The sequence below is a fragment of the Streptomyces marispadix genome (genome assembly GCF_022524345.1).
GTDB classification, from domain to species: domain Bacteria; phylum Actinomycetota; class Actinomycetes; order Streptomycetales; family Streptomycetaceae; genus Streptomyces; species Streptomyces marispadix.
Genome location: NZ_JAKWJU010000002.1, coordinates 541,790 through 556,157 on the forward strand (window position 1 = coordinate 541,790; position 14,368 = coordinate 556,157).

The following is a 14,368-nucleotide window of genomic DNA, read 5'->3' on the forward strand; positions in this document are numbered from 1 at the left end:
GATCGCTGTGTGCTTACAGGTACTGACCGGTGTTGGCCACGGTGTCGATGGAACGGCCGGTGTCCGCACCCTGCTTCCCGGTGACCAGCGTGCGGATGTAGACGATCCGCTCGCCCTTCTTGCCGGAGATACGGGCCCAGTCGTCGGGGTTGGTCGTGTTCGGCAGGTCCTCGTTCTCCTTGAACTCGTCCACGCAGGCGGCGAGCAGATGCGAGACGCGCAGGCCCTTCTGGTTCTGGTCCAGGTACGCCTTGATCGCCATCTTCTTCGCCCGGCCGACGATGTTCTCGATCATGGCGCCGGAGTTGAAGTCCTTGAAGTAGAGCACTTCCTTGTCGCCGTTGGCGTACGTGACCTCCAGGAAGCGGTTCTCCTCGGACTCGGCGTACATCTGCTCGACCACGGACTGGATCATGGCGTCGCAGGCGGCGTTGGCGTTGCCGCCGTGCTCCGCGACGTCGTCGGCGTGCAGCGGGAGGTTCGCGGTGAGGTACTTCGAGAAGATGTCCTTCGCGGCCTCGGCGTCCGGACGCTCGATCTTGATCTTCACGTCGAGACGGCCGGGGCGCAGGATCGCCGGGTCGATCATGTCCTCGCGGTTGGAGGCGCCGATCACGATGACGTTCTCCAGGCCCTCCACACCGTCGATCTCGGAGAGGAGCTGCGGGACGATCGTGTTCTCCACGTCCGAGCTGACGCCAGAGCCGCGGGTACGGAACAGCGAGTCCATCTCGTCGAAGAAGACGATGACCGGTGTGCCCTCGCTCGCCTTCTCACGGGCGCGCTGGAACACGAGGCGGATGTGCCGCTCGGTCTCGCCCACGTACTTGTTCAGCAGCTCCGGGCCCTTGATGTTGAGGAAGTAGCTCTTCCCCTGGGGCTTGCCCGTGACCTCAGCGACCTTCTTGGCCAGCGAGTTGGCGACGGCCTTCGCGATCAGCGTCTTGCCGCAGCCGGGAGGGCCGTAGAGCAGAACGCCCTTGGGCGGGCGCAGTTCGTGCTCCTTGAAGAGGTCCGGGTGCAGATACGGCAGCTCCACCGCGTCGCGGATCTGCTCGATCTGGCCGCGGAGACCGCCGATCTTGGCGTAGTCGATGTCGGGGACCTCTTCGAGGACGAGTTCCTCGACCTCGCTCTTGGGCACGACCTCGAAGACGTAACCGGAACGGGGCTCCATCAGCAGGGCGTCGCCCGCGCGGAGCGTCGTCTCCAGCAGCGGCTCGGCGAGGCGGACCACGCGCTCCTCGTCGGTGTGCCCGACGACCAGGGCGCGCTCGCCGTCCTCCAGGACCTCCTTGAGCATGACGATGTCGCCCGCGGTCTCGAACTCCATCGCCTCGACCACGTTGAGTGCTTCGTTGAGCATCAGTTCCTGGCCGCGACGGAGCTCTTCGAGTTCGACGCTGGGGCTGACGTTCACGCGGAGCTTGCGTCCACCGGTGAAGATGTCGGCTGTGCCGTCTTCGTTCGCCTGAAGAAAAACACCGAATCCGGCCGGCGGCTGCGCGAGGCGGTCGACCTCTTCCTTGAGGGCCACGATCTGATCGCGCGCCTCACGGAGAGTGTTGGAGAGCCGCTCGTTCTGTGCGGAGACTCCGGCCAGATTCGTCTGAAGCTCGACGATCCGCTCCTCAAGAATCCGAGTGTGCCGCGGAGAGTCGGCGAGCTTGCGGCGCAGGACGGCGATCTCCTGCTCCAGATACGCGACCTGGCCGGACGGGTCTTCGGAACCCCGACCGGGCCGGATGCCGCGGTTGATGTCGTCGTCGTGGGCTGCCACGGTCCTCACCTCCTCCAGGGGGAGCTGGACGCTTCCTGACCCTACCTGGGCGGGTACAGGTTGAAACCCTAGATCACAAAGACGGTCGCGGTGTGTCTGATCTTCACCCTTGCGCGCTCCCTCACGCCAGGGGAATACCCACCCATGACCTTTCGAAAGCGGCCGGTTGTAGGGTCGGAACGGTCAACACCCCTTCATGGACAGCAGTTTTCCATCACGAACGCAGGAACGGCAGGCGACAGGATGAGCACCGGGGACGACGCACTCGAGGTCTGGATCGACCAGGATCTGTGCACCGGCGACGGCATCTGCGCGCAGTATGCACCCGAGGTGTTCGAGTTGGACATCGACGGCTTGGCCTATGTGAAGAGCAGCGACGACGAGTTGCTTCAGGACAAGGGCGCCACGACTCCCGTACCGCTGCCGCTACTCGACGACGTCGTCGACTCCGCCAAGGAGTGCCCGGGGGACTGCATTCACGTACGCCGCGTTTCGGACAATGTCGAAGTGTACGGCCCCGACGCGGATTAGCGCGGAGAGTCACCGACGCTCACGTTGAGTGCCCGAAGAGCGGGCGGAACACGGTGCGTTGCCGCTCAGACGCTTTCCGGGCTGCCCGGCACCGGAGCGGCTTCGAGCGCGAACTTGCCGTCCTTCCACTCCCACTTCACCTTCCGCTGCCTGTCGGGGCAGCACCTGGGCACCGAAGGCGACGAGTAGCCGAGCAGCTTGGCCGAGACCGTACGGCCGTGGACCCTCAAGTCCTGGACGCTCATCTGCTCCTTGGTGCGCAGCATCGTGGCGACGACGCGCGGGGCTTGGCCGGGACGGGCGGGGGCGCCCAGTACGAACAGTGCGCTGGGCGGTGTGCCCGTGCCGGAGTGGCAGCGTACGGAGGCGACCGTCTCGCGGCGGCCGTCGCCGTCGAAGTCCGTCGAACCCTTCTCCACGACGTCGACCTTGACGGAGGCGCTGCCGCAATCGACGGGGAAGTCGGCCTGCTTCGGGTCCGGAGCGGTGCCCGCGGCGGCCGTGGTGAGCGTCGGCTGGGCGGTGGCGTCCGCGGGCTGGACCAGGGACGAGGCTCCGACGACGGCGGCGAGGGCCACCGCGGTGCCGAGCCAGTGCACCATGCGGGTACGGGTGTGCGGCAGTTCCGTCACGCCGGGTGACTCCTGTGGGAAGTGTGCTTGGGGGTGCCCAGCATCGTGCCATACGTCACACCGCACGGGAACGGGGTGGCGGGGCGGTTCTCCGTTCTCCGTACGGTTCCTGACCGGCCGTCAGCTTCCGCGTCGCAACCGGCCCGTCCCGCCGCCCAGTTGGGAGACGGCGACGGGACTGCTCAGCGGTCGAACACGGCGCACGCACGGCGTGCGGCGCGGACGCGGAAGCCGCCTACGGCCCAACGGGGGTGTCAGGAACGGCCGGAGGTGCTGCCCGGGCCCGTGTAGTCCTCCCCGTAGGCGCCCTTGGCGGGGCGGCGGCGGCGCAGCGGCGGCTCGACACCGTCGGCGAGGCGGCGGGCCGTGAGCAGGAAGCCGGTGTGCCCGATCATGCGGTGGTCGGGGCGCACGGCGAGGCCCTCCACATGCCAGTTGCGCACCATGGTCTCCCACGACTGCGGCTCGTTGAACGTGCCGTGTTCGCGGATCGACTCGACCATGCGGGCCAGTTGGGTCGTGGTGGCGACGTAGCTGCACAGGATCCCGCCGGGGACGAGGGCCTTGGAGACGGCCTCCAGGCACTCCCAGGGGGCGAGCATGTCGAGGATGACGCGGTCGACGTCGGTGTCCGAGAGCCGGTCCTGGAGGTCGCCGACGGTGAGGGTCCACGCGGGGTGCGGTCCGCCGAAGTAGCGCTCGACGTTCTGCTGTGCGATCTCGGCGAAGTCCGCGCGGCGCTCGTAGCTGTGCAGCATGCCCTGGTCGCCGATGGCGCGCAGCAGGAACATGCTCAGCGAACCGGAGCCGACGCCCGCCTCGACGACGCGCGCCCCCGGGAAGATGTCGGCCATCGCCAGGACTTGACCCGCGTCCTTGGGATATACGACGGCGGCGCCGCGCGGCATGGACAGGACGTAGTCGGGGAGCAGGGGGCGCAGCGCGAGATAGGCGACATTTCCCGTGGTACGGACGACGCTGCCCTCGGGAGCACCGATCAGCTCGTCGTGGGGGAAGGCTCCCTTGTGGGTGTGGAAGCTCTTTCCCTCTTCGAGCGTGAACGTGTAATGGCGTCCCTTGGGGTCCGTGAGCTGGACCTGGTCCCCGACCCTGAAGGGCCCGCGACGGCGGGCCGCACCGGTCGGTTCGGACATGCGCACAGACTAACGGGTCAGGTCAGGGCGACTCACGCCGAGGGCTTGGCCATGGCCGCTACGAAGGCGCGCTCCACGTCGCCGGTGGAGAGCACGCCGTAGATCTCGCCCGTCTCCTCGACCACGAGGTACTCGGTGGCGGGCGTCGCGCGCAGATACTCCAGCAGCTCCTCCCCGGCCAGCTCCGCCGGGACGCGCATGCCCTCCTTCAGCTCCTGGGCGAGGCTGGAGACCGCGACCCAGGGGCGGCGGTGCGAGGGGACTCCGGCGATCGCTGCCTCCCTCACGAGCGCCATGGGGGCACCGGCGCCGTCCACGACCACGAGGGCACGGGCACCGGCGTCGTTCGCCCTGCGCAGCGCCTCGGAGAGGGGGGTGTTGGTGGGCACGGGCACGGCGCGCCTGGTGAGGTTGCGGGCGCGCAGCTCGGGGAGGTGCTCGCGCAGCCGCGCCATGCGGAGGCTGTTGCCGGCGCCGGTCCAGATGATCGCGGCGAGGATGGCGGCGAGCAAGGCGTCCATGATGGAGTCGACGCCGCCGATGCTCTCGGGGGTGAGGCCGCCGGCGTGCGTGGCGAGCGGCAGTCCGATCAGCACCGCGACGGCCAGCGCCCTGCCGATCCAGGCGGCGAAGACGGTGCCGGTCATCGGGCGGCCGGTCAGCTTCCATACGAGGGCGCGCAGCATCCGGCCGCCGTCCAGGGGCAGTCCGGGCAGGAGGTTGAAGACGGCCACGATGAGGTTGGACGTCATCAGCCCCGCCAGCAGCACGCCGGGTACGGTGCCGGGCCGCACCGCCTGCATCCCGGCGTAGAAGACCGCGGCGAGCAGCAGCGAGAGCAGCGGCCCGACGAACGCCAGCATGAACTCACGGCCCGGGCTCTCCGCCTCCTTCTCGATCTCGGATACGCCGCCGAAGAACTGGAGCTGGATGCGGCGCACGGGGAGCTGGAAGCGGAGCGCGGCGACCGTGTGGGCGAGTTCGTGTACGAGTACCGAGGCGTAGAACGCGACGGCGAAGAAGAGCGCGATGAGATAGCGCACGGCACCGAGATGCGGCAGCACGCGGTCCAACTGGCCGCCGAAGACCCAGGTGATGAGGGCCGCGACGAGGAACCAGCTCGGTGCGACGTAGACGGGCACGCCGAAGGGGCGGCCCATCAGCAGCCCGCCGCCGAAGGGGCGGACGCGCCGCGGCTTCTCGGCGCCGAGGGGTCCGGGGGCGGACGGGGACGCGGGGTCGGGAGCGCCCAGGGCGGGCTCGGGGGTGGGGTCGGGGGCGGGCTCGGGGGTGGGTTCGGCTGCGGCTCGGGGGCCGGGGCTGTCGCCACGGCCTGTGCCTGTGCCGGGGGCCGAACTCCGGGACGTATCAGCGCTGTCGGGGGCCTTGGCGGGAGCGGAGCCGCCGGGCGGCGTGCGATTCGGGTCCGAGCGCGTGGCCTCGGTGCGCACGGTCTCCGTCCGCGCGGCTTCCGTGCGGGGCCCGGCTTCTGACGGTCCGTTCGCCGATGCGCCGGCCGATTCGCCGGGCGCGGGGTTGGTCTTCGCGGCGGGCGCCGGTTCCGTCGTTCCGTCGGGCACGGCCACAGCCCCGTCCACGCCCCCGTCCGCGGCCCCGTCCACCGTGGCGTCCGGCCTCGTATCCGTCGCCGCGTCAGACGTCCCGTCGGAGGTCGCGTCCGGCGCCGGGGCGGCCGTCCGCTCCGGGTGCGGGTACGCCGGTGTGTCCGGACGGTCCGCCGGGAGGGACGCCGTGCCCTCCCGCGCCGTTCCGGAGTCATCGGAGCCGCCGGAGCCGCCCGTACGCGGCGTGCCGCCGTTTTCCGTGTCCGCCACCGGTTCCCCTCTGCTGCTTCCTCGCACTCCGCCGCGTCGCTCTTACGCCTTGTCCGCCGCCTCGTTCCGGCGGGCGCGCGGGGCGGATGCGCCGCCCCCGATGGTATGCGCCCGTTGTCGGTGCGGGGCCCTAGGGTCGTACGTCATGACCACCCGCGTCGCATCGCCGCCGAACTCCCTCTCGCCGTCCCGTGCCAGCGACTTCATGCAGTGCCCGCTGCTCTACCGCTTCCGGGTGATCGACAAACTGCCCGAGAAACCTTCGCCGGCGGCCACGCGGGGAACGGTCGTACACGCCGTCCTTGAGCGGCTGTTCGACGCTCCCGCGCAGGAGCGCAGTCTGCCGCGTGCACGCTCGCTTGTCGCCCGCGAATGGCAACGACTGCTCGCGAAGCGCCCGGAGTTGACCGAACTCTTCGCCGAGGAAGGGCAGGAGGCGCCGGACGAGGCCCGGCTCGCGGCATGGCTCGCGGAGGCGGAGGCGCTGGTGGAGCGCTGGTTCTCGCTGGAGGATCCGACGCGGCTGGAGCCCGCGGAGCGGGAGGGATTGTTCGTGGAGACCACGCTCGACTCGGGCCTGCGGCTGCGCGGCATCATCGACCGCGTCGACGTGGCGCCCACCGGCGAGGTCCGGATCGTCGACTACAAGACGGGCAAGGCGCCGCCGCCGCAGTTCTCCGACGGGCCGCTCTTCCAGATGAAGTTCTACGCGCTGGTGGTGTGGCGGCTGCGCGGGATCGTGCCGCGCAGGCTCCAACTGGTCTTCCTGGGCAGCGGGGACGTGCTGACGTACGACCCCGACGAGGAAGATCTGCGCCGCGTCGAGCGCAAGCTGCTCGCGCTGTGGGAGGCGATCACGAGGGCCACGGAGACGGGCGACTGGCGGCCCAGCCCCGGCAGGCTGTGCGACTGGTGCGATCACCGTGCGCACTGCCCGGAGTTCGGCGGCTCTCCCCCGCCCTACCCGCTCACGGTGCAGCCGCGGCTGCCGGAGCCGCGGTCCGAGGAGCAGGGCGAAGCAGACGGACCCGCGGACGGGCCGCAGGGACCGTCGAGTCAGGGAACGTCGAATCAGGGAACGTCGAGTGGACCGGGCGGACCGGCGGATCGGTCGCGCGGGCCGGACGGGCCGGACGGACCGGCCGAGGGTGCTTAGGCAAGAATGGAGCGCGTTCCCTGCCGCCCGCCGAAGGAGGTCCCGTGGCCATCCGCGTCCTGCTGGTCGACGACCAGCCGCTGCTGCGTACCGGTTTCCGGATGATCCTGGAGGCGGAGCAGGACCTGGCCGTCGTCGGCGAGGCGGGCGACGGCCTCCAAGCGCTCGACCAGGTACGGGCATTGCAGCCGGACGTGGTGCTGATGGACATCCGGATGCCGAGGATGGACGGCGTCGAGGCCACGCGCCGCATCACCGGTCCCGCGAAGGACGGCCCGGCCAAGGTGCTGGTGCTGACCACCTTCGACCTGGACGAGTACGTGGTGGAGGCGCTGCGGGCCGGTGCCAGCGGCTTCCTGCTCAAGGACGCCCCGGCCGCGGAGCTGGTGCAGGCGATCCGCGTGGTCGCCGCGGGCGAGGCGATGCTGGCGCCGAGCGTCACGCGCCGTCTGCTCGACAAGTACGCGGGGAAGCTGCCGTCGGGCGAGGAGCCGGTGCCGGACACGCTGCATCAGCTCACCGACCGCGAGGTGGAGGTGCTGAAGCTCGTGGCGAGGGGCCTGTCGAACTCGGAGATCGCCGCGGACCTCTTCGTCAGCGAGACGACCGTGAAGACTCACGTCGGGCATGTGCTGACCAAGCTGGGGCTGCGGGATCGTGTACAGGCCGCCGTCTACGCGTATGAGAGCGGGCTGGTGCGGCCCGGGGCGTGAGGCGGTGAGCCCTGCCGCGGGCACGCGCCCGTGCGCCCGGCGCTTCTAAGGCCCAGAAGACCCACCGGAACAGCGACCGTAGACCGCTAACGGCTTACCACTCACCGCTCGCGGCTCACCGCGCCCCGGCAGGGGCCCTGGACGCCGCCCCGTCAGCCGTCCGTGCTGCGGCCCAGTTCCCAAAGCTGAAGCACCGACGAGGAGTTGAGCGCCCACTCGACGCCCGTGATGTCGTCCCGCGCCGCGATGAACTGCTTGCCCTGCCACAGCGGCAGCACGGGGACCTCGTCGGCCACGATGTCCTGCGCACGCGCGAAGCCCTTCTCGGTGCGCACCCGGTCGGTCTTCTGCCGGGTCTCCGGGATGACCTGGTCACGTATCTCGGAGCTGATGTAGGAGCTGTTGAGGAAGTTGTTCCGCTCGAAGAAGGGCGCGATGTAGTTGTCGGCGTCCGGGAAGTCGGGGAACCAGCCGTAGCCGTAGACCTGGTACTTCCCCTTCAGCGCAGCCGTCCGGTAGGTGTCCCAGGGCAGGCCCCGCACCTTCACGTCGAACAGCCCGCTGTTGTTGAGCTGTTCCTTGAGCTTGGTGAACTCCTTGGCCGTGACGCTGCCGTAGTGGTCGGTGGTGTAGGCGAGTTCGACCTTCACAGGGGTACGCAGACCCGCGTTGCGCAGCGTGCGCCGTGCGGAGTCCGCACCGGACTCGCCGTACTTGTTGAAAAAGGAGTTGCGGTGTCCCGGCACGCCCGAGGGCACCAGGGAGTAGAGCGGGTCGGCGGTGCGGGCGTAGACGTCCCGTACGAGTGACTCACGGTCGATCAGCTCGGCCATGGCCCGCCGTACCGCCAGGCGTCCCGCGGTCTCGTCGTCGGTGTTGAAGACGAGGTAGCGGATCTCCTGGCCGGGCTGCTGCACGAGGTCGATGCGGTCCCTGGGGACCGATTCCAGCCGCTCGACCTGCTTCGGCGAGATGGTGCGGTTCATCAGGTCGATGTCGCCGTCGCGCAGCGCCTTCTCCATGGCGGTGGAGTCGGGGAATGAACGCAGTTCGACCTTCTCGCTGTGGACCTTCAACTTCCCCTTGTAGTTGTGGTTCCGGGTGAAGACCGTCTTGCCGCCCTTGGAGTCGTATTCGAGCGTGAAGGGACCCGAGCCGACCGTGCGGAAGCCCTTGGCGAAGCCCTTGGCGGGGTAGCTCTCCTGGTCGACTATCGACGCCGCCGGTGTGGCGATCTTGTACGGGAAGGTGGCGTCCGGCTTGCGGAGCTGGAAGACGACCTCGCGGTCGTTGGTGGCCTCGACCTTGGCTATGCCGCTCAGCAGCGAGGCGGGACCGTTGGCGAAGCGGATGCGCAGGATGCGCTCGATGGAGAACTCCACGTCGCGGGCGTCGAGGGTGTGGCCGTTGGAGAAGGTGAGGCCCTCGCGCAGGGTGCAGCGGTACCGCTCGTTCCGCTCGTCCGTGAAGCCGCACCGCTCCGCCGCGTCCCTGACGGGCTTGGTGCCCGAGCGGGGCATCCGCAGCAGGGTCTGGAAGGCGTTGCGCATGACGTTCCACGAGCTGACGTCGTAGGCGGCCGCCGGGTCGAAGGGCGCGGGCGTGGCCTTGCTGACCGAGAAGGCGTCGGTGGTGCCGACCACGACGGCCGGGGCGTCGCTTCCCGTGACCTCTCCGCATCCGGTGAGCAGGGACGCCAGCAGACCGGCTCCGGCGGCCAGTAGCGAAGGCTTGCTTTTCATCGGGCGCGGTCCTCTCTGACGGCCGGTACGGTCACGGCGCGAGTGGCCGGGCGGAGGACCGTCGACGGGCTCGGACGGCCGGCGTTTCCGGACATGCCGTCCTGGCAACGGACTCGGAGCCCGATGAGAACCACCTCCGGATTCGCCGTACGGTCGGCGCGGGCGGCCGCAGTATCACCGCGGGCCCGCGTGCACGAGCGCGTCAGGGAGGCGGGCAGAGACGTTCACGGCGCGCCGACGAACCCCCCTCGCACCGCCGTGACCGGTGCGGGCCGGCACCGACGCGAAGTGCCTGGTGAATGTCACAGCGCTCGTCGCTCCACGTCAAGAGGCAGAACGGACACGCGTGTTGGGCGACGCGGGGATTGTCACGAAGCGTCAAGAGACGCCCTGATGGGCCATGAGAACCATCGAGCGAAGAAAGGCGAGATTCACCTCTTCCAGTGACTCGACGACGGTCCGCCCCTCGGCGGCCTCGATGGGCGCCACGGAGGGAACGGCCACCACGCGGCAGCCTGCCGCCTCCGCCGAGGCCACTCCGGTCACGGTGTCCTCGACGACGGCGCAGCGCGCCGGATCGGCGCCCAGCCGCTGAGCTGCCGTCAGATACGGGTCGGGGTGCGGCTTGGTGCGGGTCAGTTCGTCACCGGCGACCGTGAGGTCGAAGTTCTCCCTGCCCAGGGAGACGAGCATCTCGTCCACGACGGTGCGGTGGGAGGCGGAGACCAGCGCGGTGGGCACGCCGTGCAGGGACAGTTCGGCCAGCAGCCGCCGGGCGCCCGGCACCAGCGGAACCCCTCGGCGCAGCCGCTCCACGAACTTCTCGTTCAGCAGCACGGTCAGTTCTTCGATGGTGATGTCGGCCCGTGTGGCCTCGATGAGGAAGCCCGCGCTGCGCGTCATGGGGCCGCCGACGACGACTTCGCGCCATTCGTCCTTCAGTACGTGTCCCAGCTCCGCGAAGGCCTCACTCTCGGCGTCCCACCAGAACCCTTCCGTGTCGACCAGGGTGCCGTCCATATCGAGGAGCACTGCCTGGAGCGAGGAGCCTTCGGCTGTAAGTGTGCCGATCGCGGGGCTGGAACTGGTCATCCGCGTACACCTCCGTGAGGGACGACAAGGCCGGCCGCCCACTCCGCAGGAGCGGACGACCGGCCTGTACCGGATCGACCATTCTACGTCGGTACGGCCGACCCCGTTACCGGGCGTTGAAGTACTTGGCCTCCGGATGGTGGATGACGATGGCGTCGGTGGACTGCTCGGGATGGAGCTGGAACTCCTCCGACAGCTCCACGCCGATGCGCTCCGGCTGGAGCAGATCCGCGATCTTCGCGCGGTCCTCCAGGTTGGGGCAGGCCCCGTAGCCCAGGGAGAAGCGGGCGCCGCGGTACTTCAGGTCGAACATGTCCGTCATCGCCGACGGGTCCTCGCCGGCGAAGCCCAGCTCGGAGCGGACGCGGGCGTGCCAGTACTCGGCCAGGGCCTCGGCGAGCTGCACGGAGAGGCCGTGCAGCTCCAGGTAGTCCCGGTAGGCGTCCTTCGCGAACAGCTCGGCCGTGGCCTCGCCGATCCTGGAGCCGACGGTGACGACCTGGAGTCCTACGACGTCCTGCTCGCCGGACTCCTCCGGGCGGAAGAAGTCGGCGAGGCACAGCCGACGGCCGCGGCGCTGGCGGGGAAAAGTGAAGCGGGTGCGTTCGCTGCCGTCCTCGTTGAGGAGGATCAGGTCGTCGCCCTTGGAGACGCAGGGGAAGTAGCCGTAGACGACGGCCGCCTCCAGCATGTTCTCCGTGTGCAGGCGGTCCAGCCATGCGCGCAGCCGGGGGCGTCCCTCGGACTCCACCAGCTCCTCGTAGCCGGGGCCTTCTCCCGTACGGGCCTCCTTCAGGCCCCACTGGCCCTTGAAGAGCGCGCCCTCGTCGATCCATGACGCGTAGTCCTTGAGGCCGATGCCCTTGATGACGCGGCTGCCCCAGAAGGGCGGCTCCGGCACCGGGTTGTCGACGGCGACGTCGGAGCGTACCGAACCGTCGTTGACCTCGGGCTCGGGGACCTCGCCCGCGGCGGACGAGGGGCGCTTGGGAACGCGGCGCTGCTTCAGCGGCGGCAGCTCGGCGCCGGGGACGCCGCGCTTGACGCCGATGAGGGCGTCCATCAGGCGCAGGCCCTCGAACGCGTCGCGGGCGTAGCGCACTTCGCCCTCGTAGATCTCGTGCAGGTCCTGTTCGACGTACGCGCGGGTGAGGGCGGCGCCGCCGAGGATGACCGGGAAGTCGGCGGCCATCCGGCGCTGGTTCAGCTCCTCCAGGTTCTCCTTCATGATCACCGTGGACTTCACCAGCAGCCCCGACATCCCGATGACGTCGGCCTTGTGCTCCTCGGCGGCGTCGAGGATGGCGGCGACGGGCTGCTTGATGCCCAGATTCACCACGTTGTAGCCGTTGTTGGAGAGGATGATGTCGACGAGGTTCTTGCCGATGTCGTGGACGTCGCCGCGGACGGTGGCCAGCACGATGGTGCCCTTGCCCTCGTCGTCGCTCTTCTCCATGTGCGGCTCCAGATAGGCGACCGCGCTCTTCATCACCTCGGCCGACTGGAGCACGAACGGGAGCTGCATCTTGCCGGCTCCGAAGAGCTCGCCGACGACCTTCATGCCCGCGAGGAGCGTGTCGTTGACGATGTCGAGGGCGGGGCGCTCGGTCAGCGCCTCGTCCAAGTCGGCCTCCAGGCCGTTGCGTTCGCCGTCGATGATGCGCCGCTGGAGGCGTTCGTCGAGGGGCAGCGCCGCCAGCTCCTCGGCCTTGCCGGCCTTCATCGCCTTGGTGTCGACGCCCTCGAACAGCTCCAGAAGCTTCTGGAGGGGGTCGTAGCCCTCGCGGCGGCGGTCGTAGATCAGGTCGAGCGCGGTGTCGACCTGCTCCTCCTCCAGGCGCGCGATGGGGAGGATCTTGCTGGCGTGGACGATGGCGGAGTCGAGGCCTGCCTTGACGCACTCGTCGAGGAAGACGGAGTTGAGGACGATGCGCGCGGCCGGGTTGAGGCCGAAGGAGATGTTGGACAGGCCGAGCGTGGTCTGCACGTCCGGGTGGCGCTTCTTCAACTCCCGGATGGCCTCGATGGTGTTGACGCCGTCCTTGCGGGACTCCTCCTGCCCGGTGCAGATGGTGAACGTCAGGCAGTCGATGAGGATGTCCGACTCGTTGATGCCGTAGTTGGCGGTCAGGTCCTCGATGATGCGCTCGGCGATGGCGACCTTGTGCTCGGCGGTACGGGCCTGGCCCTCCTCGTCGATGGTCAGCGCCATCAGGGCGGCGCCGTGCTCACGGGCCAGGGAGGCGACGCGGGCGAAGCGGGAGCCGGGGCCGTCGCCGTCCTCGTAGTTGACGGAGTTGATGACGGCACGGCCGCCGAGCTTCTCCAACCCTGCCTGGATCACGTCCACTTCGGTGGAGTCGAGCACGAGCGGCAGCGTGGAGGAGGTCGCGAAGCGGCCGGCCAGCTCGGTCATGTCGGCGACGCCGTCGCGGCCCACGTAGTCCACGCACAGGTCGAGCATGTGCGCGCCCTCGCGGATCTGGTCGCGGGCCATCTCTACGCAGTCGTCCCAGCGGCCGTCCAGCATGGCCTCGCGGAACTTCTTCGAGCCGTTGGCGTTGGTGCGCTCGCCGATGGCGAGATACGAGGTGTCCTGGCGGAAGGGCACCGCCTGGTAGAGGGAGGCGGCGCCGGGCTCGGGCGTGGGCGTGCGCTGTGCCTGCTCCTTGCCCCTTACCCGCTCGACGAGCTGCCGCAGGTGCTCGGGGGTCGTACCGCAGCACCCGCCGACGAGGGAGAGGCCGTAGTCGCGTACGAAGCCCTCGTGAGCGTCGCACAGCTCCTCCGGGGTGAGCGGGTAGTGGGCTCCGTCCTTGCCCAGTACGGGCAGGCCCGCGTTGGGCATGCAGGAGATCGGCACCCGGGAGTGCTGGGCGAGGTAGCGCAGGTGCTCGCTCATCTCGGCGGGCCCGGTCGCGCAGTTGAGGCCGATCATGTCGATGCCCAGCGGCTCCAGGGCCGTGAGGGCCGCGCCGATCTCGGAGCCCAGCAGCATCGTGCCGGTGGTCTCCACGGTCACGGAGCAGATCAGCGGCAGGTCCTGCGCACCGGCGGCCTCCATGGCGCGGCGGGCGCCGATCACGGCGGCCTTCGTCTGGAGCAGGTCCTGGGTGGTCTCCACCAGGAGCGCGTCGGCGCCTCCGGCGATCATGCCTTCGGCGTTCTGCTGGTAGGCGTCGCGCAGCGTGGTGTAGGGGGCGTGGCCCAGCGTCGGCAGCTTGGTGCCGGGGCCCATGGAGCCGAGCACCCAGCGGGGGCGGCCGTCGGCCTCGAACTCGTCGGCGACGTCGCGGGCGATGCGGGCGCCCGTCTCGGAGAGTTCGAAGATGCGGTCGGTGATCTCGTACTCGCCCAGGGCGGCGTGGTTGGCGCCGAAGGTGTTGGTCTCGACGCAGTCCACTCCGGCCTCGAAGTACTCGGTGTGGACCGAGCGCACGATGTCGGGTCGGGTGACGTTGAGGATCTCGTTGCAGCCTTCGAGCTGCTGGAAGTCGTCGAGGGACGGGTCCTGCGCCTGAATCATGGTGCCCATCGCGCCATCGGCGACGATCACGCGCTCCGTGAGCGCCTTACGCAGGGCTGCTCCCCGCGGGAAGGCGGAATCGGGCGTACTGCTCGGCGAGGCCATGAAGGGTTCTCCCTAAGGTGCGACGGCTGTCGGCTATGCGCGGTCCCGTCACTCGGCTGAGGACGGCGCACCTGATCAGGGTATCGGGCGAGCACAAGAGCG

10 protein-coding genes are annotated in these 14,368 nt (G+C 69.5%); 3 read left to right on the plus strand and 7 right to left on the minus strand.

The window, feature by feature from the left end:
• Positions 1 to 13 precede the first annotated feature (13 nt).
• Entirely contained in the window at positions 14 to 1,780 is a 1,767-nt protein-coding gene (gene arc, locus MMA15_RS02415; RefSeq protein WP_241057273.1) for a proteasome ATPase, read from the minus strand.
• A 243-nt stretch (positions 1,781 to 2,023) separates the two neighbouring features.
• Between arc and MMA15_RS02420 the strand changes: the two genes are divergently transcribed.
• A complete protein-coding gene (locus MMA15_RS02420) occupies positions 2,024 to 2,311 on the plus strand; it encodes a ferredoxin (RefSeq protein WP_241057274.1) in 288 nt (95 codons plus the stop codon).
• Between the two features lie 65 nt (positions 2,312 to 2,376).
• Here MMA15_RS02420 and MMA15_RS02425 read toward each other — a convergent pair whose 3' ends face one another.
• The 3 genes from MMA15_RS02425 to MMA15_RS02435 form a co-directional block, all read right to left on the minus strand.
• Entirely contained in the window at positions 2,377 to 2,943 is a 567-nt protein-coding gene (locus MMA15_RS02425; RefSeq protein ID WP_241057275.1) for a hypothetical protein, read from the minus strand.
• Between the two features lie 254 nt (positions 2,944 to 3,197).
• Complete coding sequence (locus MMA15_RS02430) at positions 3,198 to 4,097, minus strand: tRNA (adenine-N1)-methyltransferase (protein WP_241057276.1); 900 nt, start codon at positions 4,095 to 4,097, stop codon at positions 3,198 to 3,200.
• Positions 4,098 to 4,129: 32 nt separating this feature from the next.
• On the minus strand, positions 4,130 to 5,695 hold the full coding sequence (locus MMA15_RS02435) for a site-2 protease family protein (protein WP_443732559.1): 1,566 nt from the start codon (positions 5,693 to 5,695) through the stop codon (positions 4,130 to 4,132).
• A 382-nt stretch (positions 5,696 to 6,077) separates the two neighbouring features.
• Between MMA15_RS02435 and MMA15_RS02440 the strand changes: the two genes are divergently transcribed.
• Entirely contained in the window at positions 6,078 to 7,088 is a 1,011-nt protein-coding gene (locus tag MMA15_RS02440) for a RecB family exonuclease (protein WP_241057278.1), read from the plus strand.
• A 44-nt stretch (positions 7,089 to 7,132) separates the two neighbouring features.
• Complete coding sequence (locus tag MMA15_RS02445; RefSeq protein ID WP_241057279.1) at positions 7,133 to 7,801, plus strand: response regulator; 669 nt, start codon at positions 7,133 to 7,135, stop codon at positions 7,799 to 7,801.
• Positions 7,802 to 7,953: 152 nt separating this feature from the next.
• On the opposite strand, the gene MMA15_RS02450 is transcribed toward MMA15_RS02445, so the two are convergent.
• From MMA15_RS02450 to metH, 3 genes are all read right to left on the minus strand, one after another.
• Entirely contained in the window at positions 7,954 to 9,543 is a 1,590-nt protein-coding gene (locus tag MMA15_RS02450) for an ABC transporter substrate-binding protein (protein ID WP_241057280.1), read from the minus strand.
• Positions 9,544 to 9,921: 378 nt separating this feature from the next.
• The gene (locus MMA15_RS02455) at positions 9,922 to 10,635 is read right to left on the minus strand and encodes an HAD family hydrolase (RefSeq protein WP_241057281.1); all 714 of its coding nucleotides are present in this window, start codon (positions 10,633 to 10,635) and stop codon (positions 9,922 to 9,924) included.
• Positions 10,636 to 10,741: 106 nt separating this feature from the next.
• Entirely contained in the window at positions 10,742 to 14,266 is a 3,525-nt protein-coding gene (metH, locus tag MMA15_RS02460) for a methionine synthase (RefSeq protein WP_241057282.1), read from the minus strand.
• Positions 14,267 to 14,368 lie beyond the last annotated feature (102 nt).

Excerpts from the sequence above, each read along its gene's own strand:
- MMA15_RS02420 (WP_241057274.1), top strand. The coding sequence starts at position 2,024 with ATGAGCACCGGGGACGACGCACTCGAGGTCTGGATCGACCAGGATCTG.
- MMA15_RS02430 (WP_241057276.1), bottom strand. The coding sequence starts at position 4,097 with ATGTCCGAACCGACCGGTGCGGCCCGCCGTCGCGGGCCCTTCAGGGTC.
- MMA15_RS02440 (WP_241057278.1), top strand. The coding sequence starts at position 6,078 with ATGACCACCCGCGTCGCATCGCCGCCGAACTCCCTCTCGCCGTCCCGT.
- MMA15_RS02450 (WP_241057280.1), bottom strand. The coding sequence starts at position 9,543 with ATGAAAAGCAAGCCTTCGCTACTGGCCGCCGGAGCCGGTCTGCTGGCG.
- MMA15_RS02455 (WP_241057281.1), bottom strand. The coding sequence starts at position 10,635 with ATGACCAGTTCCAGCCCCGCGATCGGCACACTTACAGCCGAAGGCTCC.
- metH (WP_241057282.1), bottom strand. The coding sequence starts at position 14,266 with ATGGCCTCGCCGAGCAGTACGCCCGATTCCGCCTTCCCGCGGGGAGCA.